Here is a 22,196-nt window from a genome sequence, read left to right as displayed (position 1 = left end):
ATCGTATACTTCTCGGCCATAGCCGCTTCTATGTAATAGCAACAATTAATACTCCGATAATCATAGCTATAAACAAAAACAACAGCACCCAACCTGATATTTAATAAATCCAGTAAACCGGCCGAACACGCGCAAGTGTTTCCGGAGTAATGCCATGCTTAGCCGATCTATATTTAATACATAAATATATTTCTTTCACAGCTTCGGATTGAGTTCTCTTGTCTATATTCCCTAAGTAAGAATAAAACGTGAGGGTTAGTATTGCCCCACTAACAAACCAAACTCCAAATATCACCCCTAGAAATTCAAACATCTTTGTTCACAAAGTGCCCCAATTAACAATTAGAACTCAATTGTTTGTTTTGTACTATTAAATTACAAACATGTGACAAATTTGATATCCAGCAAACTCACCGACAACTTAAGTTCCCTTACTATATTTTTTACTATAGAACGGCAATCTGATAATTGTAGAATTAATGGCGATGTAAAAAAGTAGATGCGTAAGTAGAGCTATAGATTTACGGCTATCCCATACCAATCCAGCGAGAAAAACTTGGAGACTTGAAATAGTTGAAGCCTACGAGGCTTACGTCCTTAGTATGCCTCCGCAAATTATCCACCCACCGCTCTTAATATTGAAAGTGGCGCCTGTATACAAATACAACCGTACCCTCTTCATCCTTGAGTTCACCATGAAAGTCGGAGCGCTTTCCAACATACTCTGACAAGTCTGATGAAGATATCACAGGATAACTTTCTATATGACCATATCCTAGTACAGCCGTGGTGACCTCTGGAGTAAGAATTAGGACTTTATTGCCGCCAAACTCAACATTACTTAAAGTACCTGTAACTTTTACCTCGCCTCTATCGACAACTGCAACGCAAGCAGAAGAATCAATCGATATTAAAAATATAATAACAACAAGTAAGTTTTTCATAATTTCCTCTGCGGAACTTATAATTCAAGGGTATTGTTTATATATCATACTTCCCCATAATTTAATATCTCACCAATCAAAAAATTTAAAAAGGTGTAGGGAATCATCTTGAATAATTAAATATGCTCAAGGAAAGATATTAGCTAAGTCCTATAGCTCTGTTACCTTACTCAGTCTGTATCTTTTGAGGAAGGCTCTATTAAAAATATGTTATGGATTCTCACTAGAAAAAAGCCATGAAGTTATCGGAAGGGTTCACTTCAAGTCTATTTGAAATGGATCTAACAAAGTGATGCCCCACCAAAACCAATTTAACCGATGGAGTTGTTTTTAAATAAAACACCTTGAGGTTTATGGTGTTGAATGTTAGCGAAACTCGCCGAGCGTTTGTGCTACTAAATGTCCATCTCAACCGGCGGTTCTGCTGACATAGGCCATACCAGTCCAGTTCTTGTTACTAGGAGCAATAATACAAAAGACATCTCCAATGCGAGAAATATACCAATAGGGTGATTAGGAACCCCACGTATCATTAGGTAGAACAAATAGCTCGTAGTAAGCAAATTTACCGCGAGAGTAACGTTGAGGGCACGGCGACGTTCTTGCCAGAGTGGCTTACAGAGCAGGAGGTTCAACACCGCCGTGCCGGCGAGCATCACACCGGGTAACATCAACAACAAGCGACGGGCTAAACCAGTCCCATCGCTGGTTACCAAAGGCCAGATGGCAACAAAGTGGCCCTGGGCTCCAAGGAAGAGGAACAGCCCCAGAACCACAGTGCCACAGGCGGCAAGGCGATAAAGTGCATTGCGTTGCAAAGCGGGCTTTGATCTAGAAGCCAACATCACGCTCCCCCACGGTGGCTAGGCCACATTCATAGGCGAATACGACTGCCTGCGCACGATCGCGCACCTCCAATTTTGACAGCAAACTGGAAACGTGGGTTTTCACGGTAGCAGGGCCAATAAATAGGGTCTCGGCAATCTCTGCATTACTCTTGCCTGCGGCGATGGCTTCCAGTACTTCACGCTCCCGGGTGGTCAGGCGCTCCAGCCGCTTTGCCAGGTTGCGCCCAGTTCCCAGTTTCTGTGCGAACTGGCTTATCAAGCGTTGGGTGATGCCCGGTGCAAGCATGGCACCGCCCTCTGCTACGGTGCGCACTGCCTGTACCAGCGCCTCTGGGGGAATATCCTTGAGCACAAAGCCACTGGCGCCAGCCCGCAGCGCACGAAACACGTATTCATCAGGATCGAACGTGGTCAAAATAATGACACGGCAAGTTGCATCACTAGCTTCCAGGATGCGCGCTGTGGATTCCAGCCCGTCCATCTCCGGCATACGGATATCCATTAGGATGATATCCGGCTGGTACACTCGCGCGGCTTCAATCGCCTCGACGCCGGTACCGGCCTCGGCGACCACCTCGATATCGGGCTGGTTATCCAGAATCAGGGCAAAACCGCGTCGCACCAAAGCCTGGTCGTCCACTACCATCACTCGCAACATTATGTTTTCACCATTCCTGTAGGTAGTTGTACATATACCTCAAAACCGCCACCATCGACTACACCCGCATACAGATAGCCACCGAGCAGTTCCGCGCGCTCGCGCATTCCCGCGATGCCGTGCCCACCGCCTGGCTGCCCATCAATAGCTATTTCCCTCATGGGCCGCTCGCCGTGAGTATTTCCATCATCGCGCACTCGAATTGTGAGAGTGCCGTGATCTGCGCGTACACTCACTTGCACTCGCGCTGCGGCACCGACGTGCTTGATGACATTGGTGAGGGATTCCTGAACGATGCGATAGGCGGCGAGCGCGACGCTGGTTGGCACTTTCTCCAGTGCACCGTTGGCCTCATAGTCAACCTGGGTTAACACCTGTCGGACCTTTTCAATCAGATCTGGCAAATCGCCGAGTTCTGGTTGCGGAGTGAGCGCAGTGTCGTTATTAGTCGGTCGCAGTACACCGAGTAAATGACGCATTTCTGCCATGGCCTGACGGCCAGCCGCCTCTACAGAAGCCATAGCCTCATTAGCAGCTTGCGGGTTATTGCGGCTGATAGCTCTGGCGGCACCGGCCTGCACAGTCATAAGACTCACTTGGTGCGCCACCACATCATGCATTTCACGGGCGATTCGAGTGCGCTCGGCCACAACCGCGCGCTCGGATTCGGCATTGCGCTCGCGCTCCAAATACTTGGCCCTCTCTTCCAACAAGCGCAGATATTCGCCGCGAAAGCGCAGCCGGCGGCCGATATACCACAGCGCCCATACCAGCATCACCGTTACTGTGCCTGCTGCAGTTGGCTGAACCGGAATACCCTGATCAAGCGCCACAAAAACCAGCGTCGCGATAACCCAAAAAAAGCTGGCCCGGGTATTGGCCTCGTAATGACCGAGGCTATACAGCGAAATCGCCATAGCCACGATGCCATCTGCCGGCAAACCCAGCTCCAGCAATATTGTTGCGCCGAGAATAACGGCCTGTACCTGCCAAGGGTGGGTACGACGCCACAACAGAGCGAAGGAACCAACGAATGCACACTGGAAAGCAGCAACATCCCACAGGCTCTGCATGGATAGCACTTCGGGGGAGCCGTTGCGCGACCACATCAAAAGCGTCAGCAAAAACATAAGCAACGCAATAAACAAGTCGGTCAGGTGCGGCCATCGCTCAAACGGCCCACGTAAGGGCCGCCACATAGGGAGCTTGGGCAGTTCCGTGCTGGCATTGGGCGGATTCGGCGCAGGCGTACTTAGGGACGAAGATTTCATTTCCGCATGCTAAACCAGGGGCAACCAGCTGTCATGGGACTTTCAGGGGAGATGGATACGGCAAGCTCTCCACCTTTTGGGGGAGTTCGATTCCTGCCTGCGGCCGATGTGCGTAGGTCTTAAAAAGCAGAACATGTCCGGCAAGCACATTCAGACCCAATACGGACCACAATCGCCTGGAGAACCCCATGAACGACGCTGTACTCAGCCAAACACTACCGCGACCATTCGATACCCGGCGGGCAGTTAACCTGTCGGTAAAAACCTGGTTCTGCATCGCGGCTATCGGCCATGCGATCTTCTTTGCCTATATCCTGGCCGTCTTCTACCCACCCATTGCCGAATCAGGAGTGCACGGCTTGAAAGGGCTCCACCTGCCGGCAGGCTTCCGCGAGGGAGATATATTAGGCAACCTGGCTTCGGTGAGCCACGTGCTATTGGCCGCGATTGTCATCGGCGGTGGTCCACTTCAGCTAATCCCTTCGGTGCGGCGCCATGCCCCTAACTTCCACCGCTGGCTGGGACGCAGCTATCTGCTGACCGCTGTCATAGCCAGTATTGCGGGGCTCTACATGACCTGGACGCGGCACACCTTTGGCAACCTGGTGTCGCAGATCAGCATTACAATGGACGGCATACTGATTCTGTTATTTGCCTTTCTGGCAGTGCAGACTGTGATGGCCAGACGCATTACTGAGCACCGCCGCTGGGCTTTGCGCCTTTTTATGGCAGCAAGTGCAGTGTGGTTTTTCCGTGTAGCCTTGATGGGCTGGGCAATGCTAACCGGCGGCTGGGGGATTGACTGGGAATCCTTTACCGGGCCTTTCCTATATGCACTGGGCTTCGGCCAATACCTGCTCCCACTGGCCATGCTGGAATGGTATTTTCACTGTCAAAAGCGTGGAGCCGCACAGGGTACCCAGATTGCGTTTGTCAGTACATTAGTACCGCTGACCGTGTTTATGGCCATTGGTCTTTTTGCTGCTACGATGGGAATGTGGCTGCCACGGATCTAAAGCTACTTGGGTTGGTTATCGTGAACTTCTTATGGTGATTTGGCTTTAGAGGTTCACGACTTGGATATCCCGCTCTGAGCGAAGAATTAGAAACTAGAGTACTAAATTAATTTTGGCACTATGCATTTGTGTGATCCGAGGAGTTACCTCGTACTGACAGCTCGGCACCCACCTTCCCCTATTCTACACCTACAAGCTATTTTAGATGCCTGTTAGCCTGGCTCTCACTTCCATAAGTGCGAACCCTAAAAGATTAAGGCCTTTCAAATCTTTAGGATTTTCTGACGCAGAATTCTCTTGGGCCAGACCAATCCCCCATATTCTATCTACTGGACTAGCCTCGACTAATACTCTGTTTTCAGTATTAAGCAAAATTGCTTTAGCTCAGAATTTTGAGAGCATTTGGCTAGATTAGCATTTACCACAAACTTAAAAGGAATGAGAAGCAGGGAATGGCAAGAGATGTAGGCGATGATTATCGTGCTGACTTCAACATAACCAGCCACAGGTAAAAAATAATACAAGTTCAGTAAAAGCCATGTAAATGGCTAGGGCGAGATTTATATCCTGGTTGGCTGGCACTACCGCACGATATAGTCCGATCACCAGCTGCCCTGGATAATCATTTGGTTAATATATGACATTAAGGTCTCTCTTTGTGTGACTCTCGCCTTATGCAATTAGCTTAAAAGTCACCCCTCTATAAGAGTCTTAGCTTTAAAACTGATCACTTCCGCCCGCTTAGCAGGGGGCAAGTTCAACTGGAACTTGCCAAACGTCACTCAACGCCCCTAAAGGCTATGCCACCACCGACCGCTACCAGAGCAAATTGTAACCGGTCCTGTGGAGCCCCGTATTTTGTGCCCGAGACGGCGTCAATGATCTTGTTATGGACTTACCGGAGGCTCCGAACTTTGAGTGTTACTGGTATTAAGTTAAAAATTGATCTTCCCATCTTCACCCAAAATTAAATGCTCTAAGACTTGATCTTTTGACAATTTACTCTTTCGCCGAGTATCAATCTCTCGCTGTTCCAGCATTTTAGCTCGAGGGGTTTTCCCGAGATCTTCGTTAGCCCCACCGCTACCAGAAATGTTTATATATGGATCGCCAGACCAAAGCTCAGCATCCAGCAGATCTTCCTGGCTAGCACACCCTGTCCCGCACACAGCCACAAAAATAGCCATTATAAAAATCAATTTTTTACTCATAACCTCCAGACCTCTACACAATGCATAATCGTAAATATCAGTAGATTGATCGTGGCATAGCCTGGTTATGTATTGGTGAGATACAAAAAACAAAACCAACTTCCATATGCCAACCACCTTTAGAGCAGCATATTGTATCTTGATTAGAACATAATTCAGAGAGATTTTTCCAAGCCCCATAGATTTGTCATAAATGAAACCCTAAAACACCAAACTAGTATGAGGCAAATAACTGCTACAACCGTTCCATCAGATGCAGTAGCAGCAGAAGGTAATCTAGTAAAAATTGACTCCTACATCCCTTAACCCCCTCCCTCCAACCATAAGGGGTCCTTGTGCGCACCAAACCTGATCAATAAACAAGCAGTTAAGATCAATTAAGATGACATATAGATGATCTGACTCTAAAGGCTCTCTATTTCTGAGCCACCTAAATTTCTAAAAGTTGGAAAATTTATGTCAGAACTATCGGCGTACGTTTTATTTTTTTCATGACGAACAGCTCACTTTCTTGTTGTGAGCACTACTCGGTTTTTCCGTCGCCATTATTATCGTTATCTTTCAAGCGACTCCTATCAGGGAGGGGCAAGAAATAGCGCAAGGATACTCTTGGTTCAGATTTTGTGGAGAACTATCAAACTATTCACAGACTTACTATATTGCGCCAATATAAAGGTCAGTGTATTTTTGGCTTGCCCTTACACACTAATGGGCTAAGATGTTTGAGGGATAGTGGAGTATCACGTTTCTACTGTAGTTTTAGATAGCCCTATATCCGCTTCATTCGAGTACGGCACGTAATCGAGACTGCTCACTAGAGATTGCCATTGCATATTTCACATTTAGTTTATGTATAATCCGAAACACTATTTGCGCCTACGTCTGAAAAGTTAAGGAGTCTTTGGATTACTGCTCTATAAATATTTTAGATTCAATATTAGCCATACAGTGTAAAGCCAAAATTAAGGTGCATAAAACTTCTTAACTGGGCACTCATAATTGGGACGCAATCATGCAAGAGGGCATATATGTTTACTCAACCTTCTTCTTTAATTAAAAAAATACTTATAGGTAATCGCAGCTGGGAATGGGTACCCATTTTAGTTGCACGCGTATCTCTGGGTCTATTTTTTTCAGTATCTGGGTATAACAAACTATTCGATCCTGAGAAACATGCAGACCTTATTAATTTAATGAACGAAATAGGAATGCCCTTCCATAAATTTATGGCGCTGGTTTTAGCCTCTATAGAGTTCTTCGGAGGATTACTTTTAATGATGGGCCTACTGTCAACACTTGTTGCCATTATCCTATCCATTGTAATGATTGTTGCTATTGCCACAGTTGAAATCGAACACGCCATCCCTAAAGGCATTGGACCGCTGGATTGGATGAGCTGGTTTCTTTATTTACCCCAAGTTTTGTATATTATTTTATTTATATGGTTAATAACTACTGGCCCCGGCCGATTTAGCTTAGATCATCTAATTGCCGATAAGTTGGGCCTCAACAGAACAGTTAAATAAAATAGATAGATTTGCAGGCCTGAAAGATGGATATTAAATTGCTACCAGTACTAGCGCAATCCTTACCTTTACTCTGAATCAAAACTTGCAAACTCCCGAAAACATGCAATTTTAAACACTCGTAAAATGCACCTAAAAGACTAACAACTAGAAGGGTAATTAGGGAAACTGGCAAACATTCAACCAACCTTGTATTGTAAACATTAATTCTTACACCTTAGAATCCAATATCCTTGCGCCACATATTGAGAGTCTCGATCTGAATATATAATTAGCTTTGGCTCTAATTTTTTCTAATTTGTAGCCATTCATGGAGTACAATACACCACTCATCTTTAGAAGGAGCATATTCATAACCATCTATATTTTATTTAAAATATAGCACGTTGCTGTAGTAAGCTCTACCTCCAGCAGCACTTATCAAGAACCCTTCTCCAGTACTAAAAATTTCACAATCATATTCTCCTCACTAAACTCCGGTATAACCTGATCTCTAAATAAACATGAGTAAGAATGGCCCCAATACTCAGAGCGGCATTCGCTGCAGTATTTTGACGTGGGTAGACACTCTCCTTTCAAGCACTATCAGTTATTAGAATTGGTCTACAATAATCCAAATCAGACTACCCCACTTACCACTACTTAATTGTAGGGGATACTTAGTGCGGGAGTGTGGAACGACTTAAATTTACTGGAACATGTTGTAGTTCCCAGGGGACATCAAATGGAAAATCAACACGCCATAAAAAGTACCCGATTTTGGCTATGGATTTCGATTCTTATTTTTGCTGCCTCCAACTCAGTCGTTGCAAAAATTGGGGAGCTAGGTGCCAGTCACCCTATTAATGGAAACAACCCAATCTCTTTTTGCAACCTTTTGTTCGCTGGAAATCTCTTGGCGGGTATCACTCTTTTAATAATCTATAGGAAAGATTGGCGTCTCAGCATCTTAAAGCAATATCCATTCAAAGACTGGTTTTATATGTTCGTGCTTATTTTGATGTCTGGAGTTCTTGCCCCCGCTTTCTTCTTTATTGCTCTGATGCTCACAGAAGTGACCAATGTCGTTTTAATTGCAACTCTAGATGCTCCCTTGGGGCTTTTGTTCGCTTATCTGATGTTCAGGGAAAGGCCTACGGGGTTCGCAATAGTGGGGGCACTTGTGGTAACGGTTGGCGTTATTGCAATTTTTGCCCTACACCAATCCCCGATGGAAGATCCAATGAGTATGAAAATGCTCAATCTTGGAAATCCAGCCATGAACCAATTTCTTGAAAACCTCCCCAAAGCTGGAGAAATTTTAACCGCTGTAGCAACACTTTTAGGAGTCATTGCCGTTCAGGCCAGTCGGAAACTGCTTGATCGCGTCCCTATTGGCGTCTTTTCAACTTTCCGCATGCTTGCAGGGGCGATACTCTTTTCGGTCATTGTCCTCTCTGTATTTGGCCCCCACCACTTTGACGACCTTTTCTCTCCTTTCCTCTGGGTGTGGATGCTTGTATACGGAGCAATCATTATTGTCTTTGGGCAGATCACCTGGTTTAAAGGACTCCAAGGTGGAGCTAGCTCTGCTGATATCTCTATCGCGACAGCCATTACCCCCGTAGCCGGTACTTTCTTCGCCTTTCTTATCCTGCAAGAGGTTCCCAACTTCGCTCAAATCATTGGGGGTATCATTATTATGTCCGGAATAGGTATCTCATTACTCGGCCAATATCGCGAGCAAAAAGCCGTCGAAATGAAGTATGAAAAACCATGCTCTTTTAAAGGGATATAGAGCTTAGTAGATGAAACAGATACTATAGTGGAGACTTAGGTGACGATATAGGCTTTGCAAGGCTAGGTAGTGGACTTTGCGAAAATTCAAAGCTCAAAACTATCGCCTATATTGAGAGAAATCTCTGTTCGCATGGAGGTATAGCTAAAAGACATTGGTGAAAAATTTCTCTTACTCGGAAGCTAACTTACCTGAGGTTGGATTTCTGAATTAGCCAATCCTGACTAAATGGCAAAAAGCCACAGCTATAATTTAAGCAGGTAAATACTTACATTTATCAATTCAAATCTGACCTTCCAGTTACCTCTGTTGCAGAAAACATACTGCCAATCAAAATCCGAATTAATACAAGCAAGGCTCACTCTCGGGTCAACTTTAGCCAACTATCTATTCATAGGCGAGTAGCAATGTGTTTTCCTAATAAACTAATTCTCAGGGAACCATAGCGATTTTATATTACTCTAGAACATCATACTTTCCAATTCCATCTATACCAACAATTACCGAGGTCACGCCCTGAAAGATCTGGGGTAACATTTTTTATCCTGCGGGTCATTGAGATCTGCATGGCTATGCATGTCAATAAACCCAGGAGTAACATATAACCCCTCAGCATTAATGGTTAATTTAGCCTTGCTCCTAAGACTATCAGCGTTCCCTACAAAGACTATCTTGTCATCGACCACTCCTACATCTTGCTTTATCCATGGATTACCTGAACCATCGACAACTTTTCCATCAAGAATCAAAATGTCCAAATAATCTATTATATTGTTCTGTGCCAGAGTTACCGCACTGTAGAAAAGGAACAATAAAACAAGGCAATACTTAACCAATAAACTTTGTGTAAATTTCACAAATACTCCCCCGTCAACTACATAACCAAAACCAAAACCAAAACCAAAACCAAAAAACTTCACGATACGGCGAAATAGACAATTCAACACCTTTAATACTCTACACTTTCAAATACCGCTATTTTTAGCACAAATTTAAACATCAAATAATATTATACCTGCGATGAGGAAATTGAGAATCGACTTGGCATTCATAATCATCCTTATCAATTTATCTTTATATGGCACATCACAAAAACACAGATTAACGGACTTAAAATTCACCGCATTCTAACCTTATCTGTTACAACCTTTGAATTAAACACTACTTATCGCTTAAACAAGACTGGCTATCGATAGAATTTCATACGGATCTCGAATTTTCCTGGCATTGCAATACTAACGTTTAGTTAACCTTATAAATATTGACTTAACCAATGCCTTCCCAGCACTAGCAGCTTAATATCTAATTTTCCATTCTACATCTATTACCCTTTTGCCTTGCTCTACTCTTCTACCAAAGATCAATTACAAGAACCTCTACGCACTAAGCCTTTCCTTACCCAAAGTATCACTAGGAAATAGGCTACTGATTCGACTCGGAACAAGCTAGTGAGCTGGCACCACTGTTTCAGAGGCAGTTAAAATAGAAAATAATCGAATAGGAGCCATTTAGGACAAAACTCCACTGCCTCGCCTCAGATTCTACCCTTATAGAAGCTGCCCATTATTAGACGAAAGCACACATCAATTTCCAGCTATCGCGCTTAACAGCACAACTGCCGCATTTTCTGGGAACGAACTTGCATTTTATTCACATTCTTGGAGTATCGCTAAATTGTGGTGTTTTACAGCTTACTAAGTTCCAAATAGGTTTGCAGGTCATTTTTCATGTATTCGAGTACTGAGTTATGTCGCACCATATTGAAGCCCTATTAAGTGAATGGCAGGCATCGCCTGAGGATGATTGGGTACTTGCCGTAATCACCAAAGTTCAGGGCTCTGCTTATCGCAAGGCGGGAGCGATGATGTTGTTTCACCCACTAGGTAAGAGTATTGGCCTAGTCAGTGGTGGTTGCTTAGAGGCCGATTTAAAACGATACGCTCAACGCGCTATTCAGTATGATACTTCGATTAAAGTGATTTACGATGCCAGTGATGAGTCAGATGCTAGCTATCAATTAGGCTGTGGTGGCATTGTAGAACTAATTTTATTTCCCCTCACGTATAGAAACCAATATCTTCAGTTGCATTGCCTTTTAGAATATTTGAACTCGGGAAACTCCGCTTTCTACGAACTGGAGTTACCTATTCAAAATACCAATTCAAGAGATCTTGTTGCGAGAGTTATTGCCCCAGAAGCAATGGGCTACCAGATTGATAGCACTACCAAAGCTACCCTATCACTGCAAAATGGAAAAGCAAATGCTCTGCATCCGAGATTAATTATTCCCTGCCTACCCCGCTTTCATATTGCTGTTTTTGGTGGCGGGTTAGATGCTCAGCCAGTTGTCAAAATTGCTCAAGAAATAGGCTGGCACATTACGGTGATTGATGAACGCGCAAGTTTTGCCCGTCATTACGATTTCCCTCGTGCAAGTATTCTAAAGAAACCCTATTCACAGCTGACCACATCGCTGCTGAGTCAGTTTGATGCGGCGATTGTGATGCACCACAACTTGGACTTGGATGCGAAGGCGTTACAAGCCGTAAGCCTGACGGAGCTACACTATGTTGCGCTGCTCGGCCCTCCACATAGACGTGATAAAGTTCTTGATAGAGCGGGGATAAAAGTAAGTGATTTCTATGGTGTCTTTTCCGCACCGGCAGGTTTAGCATTAGGTGGTGAGCTACCTGAGTCCATTGCTTTGAGCATCCTGGCTCAATGTCACGGAGTATTGCATCAAGCTAGATTGTTACCTCTAGACAAGGTCGCAACGTGAATAAATTTATCCGAGAGACAGCTAGACAACCTTCAAAACGGATACTGGTAGCATTGCTCGCTGCCGGAGAAAGTCGTAGATTTAATGGTATAAAATTACAAGCAACAGTAGATGTGATTGACTCAAATGGGAAGATTAAGAGTCAGCCTCTGCTGTTGCAAACGCTTGATAAACTAACCAGCCTAAACACAAAAATATCAACCGGGCTAAAAGTAGAGTTATTGGTAGTTCTGGGAGCGCATCAAGAGAAGCTGGCTAATTTGTTGTCTTCCGATGTGAACCGGCGATTTAACCCTAACTGGCAAAGTGGTATTGCAAGCTCTATTAAAGAAGCAGTTATCGAAGCCGAGGCCCTTAAGGTAGATGGTTTGCTAATTGCCTTGGCTGATCACATAGGCGTAACTTTGGATGATTATCAACAATTAATCACTGTGTGGCAGTCATATGGGCAAACTTGCTGCGCCCAATATCAAAATAGTTTTGGCGTACCTGCAGTATTTAACTCCTCAGATTTTACTGATATCGCATCTCTCACAGGCGATACGGGCGCAAAACACTTACTGAAAAAGAAATCTAATCTTGATGCTTTATCAATAGTTGAGATCGAGGGTGTCGCCATAGATATAGATCGTAGAGCTGACATAGAAAAATGGCAACAAATGATTGTGGAAAATCTCAGTTAGGGCTTATTTTCAGTTTTTAGTGAGAGTATCAATTTACATAAGCACTTCCGTAAAACTAGCTCTGCGATACTCAGATTTCCAAGTCAGAGCCAGTTAACGAAAAGAAGCGATTTCGCCACCGATACGCAATTACTAGCGGGATTATCAAGGAGCGGGTAATGTCAGATAAGAAGTTAACCTTAACCATCAACGACGAAAGTTACGCACTAGATGTTGCACCAGAGATGCCACTTTTGTGGGCAATCAGAGATTTGCTTGGATTAACAGGCACTAAATATGGTTGCGGTGCTGGATTGTGTGGAGCTTGTACAATCCACTTGGACGGAGCGCCTACGCGAGCATGTTTAACGACGGTTTCGCAAGCCAACGGCAAGAAAGTAACTACCATCGAGGGGCTGCAATTTGCTGAATTGAAGCAAGCATGGAGCGACAATAACGTTCCACAATGTGGCTATTGTCAGTCTGGCCAGCTTATGACTGCTGCCGCGCTATTGACCCAAAACCCATCACCAAGTGATGAAGAGATTAACTCTACCATGGCTGGAAATATTTGCCGTTGTGGTACCTACACACGAATTCGAGCTGCTATTCAAGACACCGCTAAAAAGAGAACTTAATAATGAGTAGCTTTACAGCTGTAAAAAATTTCAGCCGCCGGGATGTACTTAAACTATTTGGAGCAACTGGCGGGGGCTTAGCTTTAGGTGCAAGTGGGATAAGCTGGAGTCCGATGGCCATAGCACAAGGAAAGGAGCCGAGGTTAAACCTGTTTGTTGCTGTTGGCGAAGACAATAAAGTCTATCTTACCTGTCATCGTTCAGAGATGGGCCAAGGTATTAGAACCGGGATACCTCAGATACTCGCTGATGAGCTTGAGGCTGATTGGCAACATGTCGTTGTGATTCAAGGGTTAGCCGATAAGCGCTATGGAAGCCAGAATACCGATGGGTCACGCAGTATTCGTAAGCATTATGACAAAATGCGACAAATGGGGGCAATAGCTCGGACCATGCTGGAACAAGCTGCAGCAGACTCATGGCAAGTGCCTGTCGGAGAAGTGGAAGCCAGGAATCATAAAGTCGTGCACGTAAAGTCGGGCAGAAGCTTTAGTTATGGAGAGCTAGCAGTTGCTGCTGCGAAACTGCCCATACCAGAATTGAACCACGTGAAACTGAAGGAAAACAAGGACTTTAAACATATCGGCAAATCTCACAAGATTGTCGACATGGATAATATACTATCCGGAAGAGCTAGATATGGCTACGACATTCAAATAGATGACATGCTGTATGCCAGTATAAGCAGGCCCCCGGTTCTAGGTAGTGATGTAGAAAGTTTAGATGATACCCTGGCTCGCAAAGTTCCCGGGGTTGTGGATGTGATTCAATTACCTGTGCCCGAAGGACCACCTAAGTTTCAAGTTTTAGGTGGTGTAGCAGTTATTGCTACTAACACCTGGAGTGCCTTGCAAGGGCGTAAAGCATTAGAAATAACTTGGACTGCCAGTAAGAATGATAGCCACAGCAGCACAAGTTTCATGGAGTCGTTAATTCAGGGGGTCAAGGAGCCTGGTAAATTAGTTCGCCAACAAGGAGTTGAAAACACCGATTGGCCGGAGGACTCTACCCAGCAAGCCATATACACAGTGCCCTATTTGGCCCACGCACCGATGGAAGCTCCTGCTGCTGTAGCTTCAGTTACACCAAATGGCTGTGAAATCTGGGCATCAACACAAACACCGCAAAGTACGCAGCAAAATGTAGCAGCAAACCTCGGGCTCAATGACGAACAAGTGAAAGTTAACGTCACGCTATTAGGGGGCGGCTTTGGAAGGAAGTCAAAGCCTGACTTTAGTGTGGAAGCGGCACTATTGTCTAAAAAGCTTGGACGGCCGGTTAAAGTTAGCTGGAGCCGCGAGGACGATATCCAAAACGGCTACATGCACGCAATTAGTGCCCAATTTTATCAAGCAAAACTTGATAGCGATCAAATGCCAACGGCAATACTACAACGTACCGCCTTTCCATCTATTAGCACTACCTTTGCCGAGAACGTGGAGTACCCCTCAGCTGGAGAACTGGACCTTGGCTTTGTCGACATTCCATTTACTGTGCCAAGTCATCGTTGTGAAGCGGTTAAAGCATTGGCGCATACCCGTATCGGCTGGATGCGCTCAGTGAGTAATATTCAGCACGCCTTTGGTATTGGTAGTTTCGTGGATGAACTGGCACACAATGCCAAAGTATCATGCCCAAAGATGTGGAAAGAAATGTTGGGCCAACCTAGGCATATCGACTTTTCCGGTCAACAGTTCAAATACGGAAACTACGGAGAGGATCTATCACGTCACCCAGTCGATGTTGGTCGCTACCACCAGGTGATTGATATTGTTGAAAGGAATATGGCTGAATTTGCACCTAACCAGTCAAATCAAGGCTGGGGCTTTGCCGTTCATCGAAGCTTTAATAGCTATGTAGCTATAGCGATACTGGTGGAGGTGGAAAACACAAACCTTAAGGTACTGCAAGCAATTGCAGCCATTGATGCTGGACTTGTTGTTAACCCTGATAGAGTTGTCTCACAAACCGAAGGCGCGGTGATTTTTGGCTTAAGCTTGGCGATGATGGGAGAGATAGCCTTTGAAGATGGAAAGGTTAAGCAGTCCAACTTCCATGATTACCCTGTACTTCGTATGGGGCAGTGTCCTGATATTTCGGTAACGGTAGTGAGTGCCAGTTCTGCTCCAGCAGGCGTTGGTGAGCCTGGTGTGCCACCAGTAGCCCCTGCATTGACCAACGCAATATTTGCAGCAACAGGAACCAGAGTTCGCGATCTGCCAGTAAACAAAAAACTTAATGTTTAAATTATGAGTACAATCGCAAAGGTAGAGCTTTATATCCCCCTACTCGTTCTTCGTGAAGGGGGATATATAAAAGAAAACAGCGTAGACAAAGACCCACAGAATTGACTGAACATAATGCAATTCCATTATTGACTCATCAAACTTGTCTCGACCTACAACTTAAAAATCAAATCGCTCAAAAGTTTCTTAATAAAAGCATGGATTGCTACGTAGCAACGGGATACAGGGTTAAAAATTTTCACTTTTCCGACTTCCTCACACAGAAGTCTCATAATTTTGGGCCATAGCCTTTACCTTGTAAGGCAACATCAAATAAAGACATATCTACAAAAACCTCGTTCGGCTTGCCATTATCATTATTGGGATAGTGTTGAATACTGCTCTTACTGGAAACTAAATTACTTTTTGTTCTAACCGAATAAATTTTAGAGAAGCTTGTGGCTATATCAACTGATTCCGGAGAACATGCGGGATGCCCCCAGCTATGGTGCTTAACGCCCGGCCTGTGTTTCATACACATCATTTAAGTCCATTTAAAGCCTCCGCTGCCTCCATATAATGGAGAAGCTTTGTGTACCCCCGCCAAACAGTTTTAACTCCGGGCTCACCATCGCCATTCCGTCCCAGAAAGCCTCCAAGTCCTGCCAACATACGAGTTATATCTCTCATACTTGGAGCTTCATTGGGTGGGGAGGTTTTAGCTTGCATTATCCATATCATACGCCACTCTTTTTCAGAGTAGAATTTCGTACACGACGTATCAGGAAGCGTTCGTGCTCGTGTTTTCATGGAGTGTAGACGCCACCCAATAATCATATAGATTGCAATACAGTTCAGCATTCGCTGCTCGGTTCTAAAGCGATTACTTTCTATCTGGCATCCGCCTTTCACCACTCTAAAATAGGTTTCAATTTCCCATCGACTTCGATACCACTCAATAATGATCCTCGCTTGCTTAAAGTCCTCAACTGCAAGATCGGTCAGCAGCATCCATTCAATACCTTTTTTGCCTTCTGGTGGGCTTAATTCCTTAGCAAAAACTGCGTAAATAGAAAGAGGTCGTTTTGATTTTCCTTTTCCCTGTAATCTTACTTCTGCAATGGATACACTGACCTTAGCTTCCCTTTCCGGCTCTCCATTCCTTTTGGGGATACCTACTGAGTATTTCCCGATGGACTTCTGTTTGGTCATATAGTCCCAACCAATCTATAAAAAATTCGAATTAACCAGATAATACCGTATACCGAAAGCGAGCCGACAATAAACCAAGACAAACCTATTTGCAGCCACGCCCCCCAATAAATTGTACCCTCACAATGAAACTCACATTGCGGATTATGCTGCCAAGCAACATATAGGCTAAGTACCGCAATAAATAAACCAAAAATGAGTGCTGGAATAAGATTGAATTTCATTATCTAACCGATGGCTCATAACGTTGCCAGCAAGGGCAGCCGAAGCGAAGCGTAGGCTGTCCAGCCCAGCCTCCGGCTGGGCGATCTTGCCTGGCCTGGTTATACGTGACCTCGCACTGTGAATAAAATTATTTCTTTCTAGGGCCGCCTGCAAAGTAGCCAGCCAAAATTAGTATGACGGCAATACCAAGCGTGTACCACTTGCTAACACTAGGGCTATCTGAGGGAACAACCTTGTAATAGCCATTTTCCAGTGTAGATTGCACCCAATTCAGCGGAACGAAATCCACTAACTCAGGAATTCCTGTAGCTATTGCTATCAGTGTGTAAACAAAGATCAAAATCCCTAAGTAAAAAATTATCTTAGCCATTCTCAATCGGCCGCATAATCGGCAGGCGATGCGCAGCATTGCCTGTCCGGTGGAAGCCCGTAGGGCTGGAACGAAATTCATGCGCTTGTTAAGTGTTTTTAGAGAAAAATTCTTTGAGTTCATAAATCGACTCTCTAGATTTTTTACCAAGCCATTTCTCAAATTGTACCGGCTTTATGCCACTGTGAGAGCCCACTAACAGTATCCCTTCAAGAAAACCAATTGTTGCCAACTCCGAAGTTTCCTCATCGTTAGATATTACACCTTTCTCTACAACACTAAATAGTTTATCGAAATCCGTATACTGGTTCGATACATACCTATTTATTATGTAATGAACAATAACAGAAATATCATTATAAAACCCTGGTATATCTCCTTCCCAGAAATCTAGATGTTCCTGCCAATCATCTTCTATATCGTCACAGGAACTAAGGAGTGCATTTATAAAGTCGATCTGATTCATATGACACTTAACGAGGCTGTAGAAAAACATTTTTAGGAGAAGCTGCCATTTCCCAGACTCCTCCAATTAAAATTTCAGCTAAAATTTATCTATACCACTAAATTTCTTTCATTGTATTAAATTTAGGCGTCTTGATGCCCTTAATTTATACTCAATCAGTGGATACTGCCATATCTCATCAATTTTTCAATGTTATGTACCAAGCAGAATATCTGCCATTGTCCCTGAACCTTACTTTTTCCTCGTAGCGAGAAGCGATTCAATCGCTTATTGGTACCAATGTCCCCAAACACTGGCTCGACAACAGACATTCGATGTCCATAAATGGTCTTGCCTTCGGCACTATCAACCCGCTTTTTCATCCAGTCGGTAGCTGTCCGTCCATTTGTCCAAGTAAGAGATACTTGCCTTCCGTGTCCTTTTCGAGAGTCAGCAGAACCTGGGTTTCGCATACATTGATTTTTAAGGCTGCATGCCCTGCAGTCAGTGAGGCGCCCTTCGAACAATAGCTTTTTCTTACCTTCACTGACATGCTCTTCCTTTAATAGAAGCATAGATTTTCCTGCCGGACAGATACAGGTTTTATTTTTCTTATTGAATGTAAATTCACTAGCAGGGAAAGTCTGCTGGACATTAGCCCTACCTTTTTGTTTACGCTTGCCATACTTGGCTTTTTGCTTAGCAAAAGCTTTATCACGTGAACGGAATTTATTGTCAGGTATGTAGGCATTGATGCCGCTCTCTCGCAGGTAGCTGTAGTTAGCGTCGTTGGAGAACCCAGTATCAGCAGTAATGATGACCTGTTTGGCCAAGATATCTTCATCTATTCCTAACTGCTGATAATGGCAATTGATGCCATCGAGAATAGGCTTCAATGTATGATGTTCTTGCCCCTCACCAAAGGCCTGTGCTTCAACAACTATCTGATGCTTCCTATCAACTGCGGCAACGCTGTTATAGCCCTGGATGGTTCCCTTGCTGGTAGTCATCTTGGCTGACTCATTGTCTGTGATATTACTTTTTACTTCTTTAGGGTTTTTACCTTGTCCCATCCTGGGGATTGATTCTTTAAGAACTGATCAATTTTATCAAAGTGTTTCTGAAGAGTATCAGCCGCTTTAGCTACCGCTTGTTTTCGCTCTTTTTCTTTAGGCTTCCTGCCATCAAGCCTCCTGTGCTCTTTGAGGCAATATTTGATCTTCTTGCGAATTTTTTCCTGCTTCTGTTCTAGTTCTTTAAAAGTTCCCGAATGTTCTTTGCTGGCATTGGATGGCATCTTGCATCCATCTATTGCAAAAAGTTCGTTGCCAAGCAGCCCCTGCTGATCGCAGACCAGTAACACTTGCTCAAACACCGACTCAATCGCATCAGGATAACTGCTTACGAAACTCGCAATACTAGTAAAATGTGGAACGGTATCGCATGACAGTGCTTTGAAGAGGATATTATTCTCACATTGTCATTGAATTTCACGGCTCGAGGTAATACCTTTTGAGTAAGCAAACAATATGATTTTTAGTAGGATAGCCGGATCATAAGCGGTTCGCCCGCCGCAATCATCTTGATATTTTTTATGGAAGACAGAGAGGTCGATATGGTCATCAATCAGATGATGAAGTGTAAACTCAAAGGTTTCAGGTTGTAGTTGTTCTTCGAAATTGATGACGACCATTGCATCTTAGTTGTAATCGTAACGTTTGAAATTGGGCATATGGATAATCTCGGCATCAAGACCTCCATTTTAACAAAAAAGCTACCTTTTAAGAGTTTTTCTACAGTCTGAAGGCAAAAAGCAGCGGTTTATTCGCTGCCTTTGATTGTTATACATTACCACTTGACAGAAAGAGGGTCGCCATCTGAACACATATCTTTTTCGACTTTATTTGCATGTATTTTATTTTTTTCTCCATTAGTAATTTTGTATACAGAAACTTCACAGCGCTGTAAAGCTACGCCTACAAAGATATTACGCTTCCCTCCGATACGCTCATTAACAACTATATATTCCTCACCTTTTTCAGGGACAAACGAAACGAAGTCATAACATCGCTTAGCCCAACCACTATTGTACCAACTTACAATAGAGCCTGTGGCCAATTCCTGGCCTGGCTCTACATAAATACTTTTGCTTGCCCCTAATTCATCTACAGCAGAATATGTACTCCCCTCTTTGCATACCAAAGGAAAGCCTTTTAATGGAACTCCTTCATAGGACTCATATTTAATATCAGCACTAAATGTTATTTTCGCGCTACCCGTTTCATTACGATCTTCATGGGAAGGAAAAGCTGCTGCGTAACCAGACTCTGAGAACGGCCTGGTGGTGCAAGCGTATAATAAGAAAATAATAAAAAATATTGGTATTTTAAGTATTGATTTCATGTCTGGCACCTATAATGAGGGTGTAGAAAAACGCAGCCCTCTTTTTGTATTGTGCTTCTACGTAAAAAAATAGCCTACTTATCAGTGAAAGATAAACCAGAAATCACGTAGAATCATCATTTATGGTTGATATTCTATCATATTCGAGAGGGCAAATATATACATTAGTTTTCAACAGCCTGAACGACTACAACAGGGGCGGCTGGAGCGTAGCGTAGGCCGTCCCGCGAAGGGCCAAGGGCCCGTAGCAGCCTGCTTGTAATTGTTAATTTTAACTTCCAAAGGCCGACCACCATTCACTAAACACAATTACACCACACAATAAAGTAAGCCAAACCCAAATTGGGAGCACTCTACTTAATTTTGCTTTCCTTAATTTCAGTGGATCTTTGTGAAACACGAAAATATATTTATCTCCTTCAGGGTATTGCTCTAGGTATTCACCTACTTCTTGAGCATATTTTTCCGGGATTAAACTTATATTTTCATACTCGACTCCGTTCAATTTGTATTTGGCTCTTTGAGCCTTAAATTCATCTACGCTCTCGTCCATGTTTTCTATATTGAATCTGGGATCATCACCAGAGATACCATACTCGAATCTTCTATATTTTGGAGCCATAACTCTTTCTCAAAACATAATCGGGATAGGGAGGCACCTCACGATGGCTCTCCTCCCACACCACCAGGCATACGGATCACGTACCATGGCGGTTCAATTCTATTCCCCTTCCTATCTGCCAATTCCGGCAGCCCCAAGTTCCTAAAGTATCTATTTGGCAATGCTCTGTAAAGGGCAGGACTTTTGCTTAGCCTCCATGGTCCATGCGCTGATTTGGCCGTGTTCCACGCTAAAAAGCGATCAACACCCAGCCTTCTTAATCTGCGGTAACCACTACGTCCCCATTGCTTCCATAAATAACATCGCAACTTCCGCCTTATCCACTTGTCCAGATCTTTCAGAGGGCTCAGTACTTCACTGATGTCAAAGTACGCTTTCCAACCAAGCAGGGACTTCTTTAACTCTTCTATGATCTGAGTAAACTTGCGGCCTCGTGTTCGGCGGGTGACCATTCTGATCTTTGCCTTCAATTTATTAATCGATGATTCTGATACCTTTATCCGGGCATCCTTCTTCAGCAATCTAAATCCTAGAAAGCTCCGCTTCCAGAAGTGATCCTCTGCACTCTTCTCAGTATTTACTGTGAGCTTCAGCTTACATTTGATGAAGTGCGTAAGGCTTACTTTTATCCGCTCTGCAGACCGACGACTTCCCACCAGAATTTGAAAATCATCGGCATATCGTACAAAACTGAGTTGCCGCTTGTGCAGCTCCCAGTCCAGTTCATTAAGCACAATGTTCGCTAGAAGCGGAGATAACGGCCCACCTTGCGGGACGCCTTTTGTTGTAGCTATTACCTTGCCATCGACTACCGTTGGCGCTTTTAGGTATCGGTTTATCAACCCCAGCACATCAGCCGGTATTCCGCTTTGCTTCAGTGTTAGCATGAGCTTGTCATGATTCACTTCATCAAAGAAGGATTTCAAGTCCATATCGATCGTCCAGCGCTTTCCTTGCCGAACAAAGTTTTGGACCTGTCTAATCGCCTGGTGTGCCGATCGATTTGGTCTAAAACCAAAACTAAGAGCATGAAACTTCAGCTCCCATTGCTCACTGAGTATCTGTGCGATAGCTTGCTGGATCAATCTATCTTGCACCGTTGGTATACCCAATGGACGCAGGCCTCCATTGCCTTTTGGTATAAAGACGCGTTTCACCGGTTGAGGACGATAACTACTACTAAGCACCTTTTGTCGGGTAGCAATCCAAGTCTGCTTAAGATGTTCCGGCAGTTGTTTTACCGTCATACCATCGAGACCTGGCGCACCCTGGTTACGAGAAACTTGTTGTAATGCTCGAAACAGATTATTCCTATCTAGAATTCGCTGCATTAAAAGAGATGGGAAATTGGACAATGTATGATT

The 22,196-nt window shown here is 44.1% G+C and carries 20 protein-coding genes and 1 pseudogene; 7 read left to right on the top strand and 14 right to left on the bottom strand.

The features are described from left to right. Positions 1 to 632: 632 nt before the first annotated feature. The 4 genes from ACJJI6_RS04055 to ACJJI6_RS04040 form a co-directional block, all read right to left on the bottom strand. The gene (locus ACJJI6_RS04055; protein ID WP_475712553.1) at positions 633 to 944 is read right to left on the bottom strand and encodes a hypothetical protein; all 312 of its coding nucleotides are present in this window, start codon (positions 942 to 944) and stop codon (positions 633 to 635) included. A gap of 395 nt (positions 945 to 1,339) precedes the next feature. Beyond that, complete coding sequence (locus ACJJI6_RS04050) at positions 1,340 to 1,789, bottom strand: hypothetical protein (protein WP_475712552.1); 450 nt, start codon at positions 1,787 to 1,789, stop codon at positions 1,340 to 1,342. Further along, positions 1,776 to 2,450, bottom strand: a complete 675-nt coding sequence (locus tag ACJJI6_RS04045) for a response regulator (RefSeq protein ID WP_444897063.1) — start codon at positions 2,448 to 2,450, stop codon at positions 1,776 to 1,778. Before ACJJI6_RS04045 ends, ACJJI6_RS04050 begins: the two co-directional genes overlap by 14 nt. Next, positions 2,450 to 3,721 (bottom strand): sensor histidine kinase, encoded by a 1,272-nt coding sequence (locus tag ACJJI6_RS04040; RefSeq protein ID WP_475712551.1) that lies wholly within the window; start codon positions 3,719 to 3,721, stop codon positions 2,450 to 2,452. The genes ACJJI6_RS04045 and ACJJI6_RS04040 overlap by 1 nt, the downstream gene beginning before the upstream one ends. Positions 3,722 to 3,909: 188 nt before the next feature. Here ACJJI6_RS04040 and ACJJI6_RS04035 point away from each other — a divergent pair, with 188 nt between their 5' ends. Further along, complete coding sequence (locus ACJJI6_RS04035; RefSeq protein ID WP_475712550.1) at positions 3,910 to 4,737, top strand: DUF2306 domain-containing protein; 828 nt, start codon at positions 3,910 to 3,912, stop codon at positions 4,735 to 4,737. A gap of 201 nt (positions 4,738 to 4,938) precedes the next feature. On the opposite strand, the gene ACJJI6_RS04030 is transcribed toward ACJJI6_RS04035, so the two are convergent. Together ACJJI6_RS04030 and ACJJI6_RS04025 are read right to left on the bottom strand one after the other, a co-directional pair. After that, positions 4,939 to 5,109: an NADAR domain-containing protein gene (locus tag ACJJI6_RS04030; RefSeq protein ID WP_475712549.1), complete on the bottom strand. Its 171-nt coding sequence runs from the start codon at positions 5,107 to 5,109 to the stop codon at positions 4,939 to 4,941. Positions 5,110 to 5,672: 563 nt separating this feature from the next. After that, a complete protein-coding gene (locus ACJJI6_RS04025) occupies positions 5,673 to 5,948 on the bottom strand; it encodes a hypothetical protein (protein WP_475712548.1) in 276 nt (91 codons plus the stop codon). A 1,028-nt stretch (positions 5,949 to 6,976) separates the two neighbouring features. Here ACJJI6_RS04025 and ACJJI6_RS04020 point away from each other — a divergent pair. Together ACJJI6_RS04020 and ACJJI6_RS04015 are read left to right on the top strand one after the other, a co-directional pair. Next, the gene (locus ACJJI6_RS04020; RefSeq protein ID WP_475712547.1) at positions 6,977 to 7,474 is read left to right on the top strand and encodes a DoxX family protein; all 498 of its coding nucleotides are present in this window, start codon (positions 6,977 to 6,979) and stop codon (positions 7,472 to 7,474) included. Positions 7,475 to 8,198: 724 nt separating this feature from the next. Then, on the top strand, positions 8,199 to 9,251 hold the full coding sequence (locus tag ACJJI6_RS04015) for a DMT family transporter (protein WP_475712546.1): 1,053 nt from the start codon (positions 8,199 to 8,201) through the stop codon (positions 9,249 to 9,251). Positions 9,252 to 9,760: 509 nt separating this feature from the next. Here the strand turns inward: ACJJI6_RS04015 and ACJJI6_RS04010 are convergent. Then, a complete protein-coding gene (locus ACJJI6_RS04010) occupies positions 9,761 to 10,198 on the bottom strand; it encodes a hypothetical protein (protein ID WP_475712545.1) in 438 nt (145 codons plus the stop codon). Between the two features lie 800 nt (positions 10,199 to 10,998). On the opposite strand from ACJJI6_RS04010, the gene ACJJI6_RS04005 reads away from it, so the two are divergent. The 4 genes from ACJJI6_RS04005 (at position 10,999) to ACJJI6_RS03990 (ending at position 15,576) form a co-directional block, all read left to right on the top strand. After that, positions 10,999 to 12,030 carry an XdhC family protein gene (locus tag ACJJI6_RS04005; protein ID WP_475712544.1) on the top strand — a complete coding sequence of 344 codons (1,032 nt, stop codon included), beginning with the start codon at positions 10,999 to 11,001 and terminating at the stop codon, positions 12,028 to 12,030. Further along, a complete protein-coding gene (locus tag ACJJI6_RS04000) occupies positions 12,027 to 12,713 on the top strand; it encodes a nucleotidyltransferase family protein (protein WP_475712543.1) in 687 nt (228 codons plus the stop codon). Before ACJJI6_RS04005 ends, ACJJI6_RS04000 begins: the two co-directional genes overlap by 4 nt. 158 nt (positions 12,714 to 12,871) lie before the next feature. Further along, positions 12,872 to 13,330, top strand: a complete 459-nt coding sequence (locus ACJJI6_RS03995; RefSeq protein ID WP_475712542.1) for a (2Fe-2S)-binding protein — start codon at positions 12,872 to 12,874, stop codon at positions 13,328 to 13,330. Between the two features lie 2 nt (positions 13,331 to 13,332). After that, complete coding sequence (locus ACJJI6_RS03990) at positions 13,333 to 15,576, top strand: xanthine dehydrogenase family protein molybdopterin-binding subunit (RefSeq protein ID WP_475712541.1); 2,244 nt, start codon at positions 13,333 to 13,335, stop codon at positions 15,574 to 15,576. Positions 15,577 to 16,095: 519 nt separating this feature from the next. Here the strand turns inward: ACJJI6_RS03990 and ACJJI6_RS03985 are convergent. From ACJJI6_RS03985 to ltrA, 7 genes and pseudogenes are all read right to left on the bottom strand, one after another. Beyond that, positions 16,096 to 16,767, bottom strand: a complete 672-nt coding sequence (locus ACJJI6_RS03985; RefSeq protein ID WP_445356292.1) for an IS4 family transposase — start codon at positions 16,765 to 16,767, stop codon at positions 16,096 to 16,098. 352 nt (positions 16,768 to 17,119) lie between these two features. Next, positions 17,120 to 17,485 (bottom strand): hypothetical protein, encoded by a 366-nt coding sequence (locus tag ACJJI6_RS03980; protein ID WP_445356291.1) that lies wholly within the window; start codon positions 17,483 to 17,485, stop codon positions 17,120 to 17,122. Continuing rightward, on the bottom strand, positions 17,451 to 17,828 hold the full coding sequence (locus ACJJI6_RS03975; RefSeq protein ID WP_445356290.1) for a DUF7674 family protein: 378 nt from the start codon (positions 17,826 to 17,828) through the stop codon (positions 17,451 to 17,453). The genes ACJJI6_RS03980 and ACJJI6_RS03975 overlap by 35 nt, the downstream gene beginning before the upstream one ends. Before the next feature lie 155 nt (positions 17,829 to 17,983). Next, positions 17,984 to 19,500, bottom strand: a pseudogene (locus ACJJI6_RS03970) (IS1182 family transposase). Between the two features lie 155 nt (positions 19,501 to 19,655). Continuing rightward, positions 19,656 to 20,210 carry a hypothetical protein gene (locus ACJJI6_RS03965; protein ID WP_444897050.1) on the bottom strand — a complete coding sequence of 185 codons (555 nt, stop codon included), beginning with the start codon at positions 20,208 to 20,210 and terminating at the stop codon, positions 19,656 to 19,658. Between the two features lie 271 nt (positions 20,211 to 20,481). Beyond that, on the bottom strand, positions 20,482 to 20,832 hold the full coding sequence (locus tag ACJJI6_RS03960) for a hypothetical protein (RefSeq protein ID WP_445356289.1): 351 nt from the start codon (positions 20,830 to 20,832) through the stop codon (positions 20,482 to 20,484). A gap of 38 nt (positions 20,833 to 20,870) precedes the next feature. Beyond that, positions 20,871 to 22,163: a group II intron reverse transcriptase/maturase gene (gene ltrA, locus ACJJI6_RS03955; RefSeq protein ID WP_445356309.1), complete on the bottom strand. Its 1,293-nt coding sequence runs from the start codon at positions 22,161 to 22,163 to the stop codon at positions 20,871 to 20,873. Positions 22,164 to 22,196: the final 33 nt, after the last annotated feature.

This window comes from Microbulbifer maximicatervae (SeqCode) (assembly GCF_056232625.1).
The sequence above is the reverse complement of the archived record's forward strand: the minus strand, read 5'-3'. Positions and strand labels throughout refer to the sequence as shown.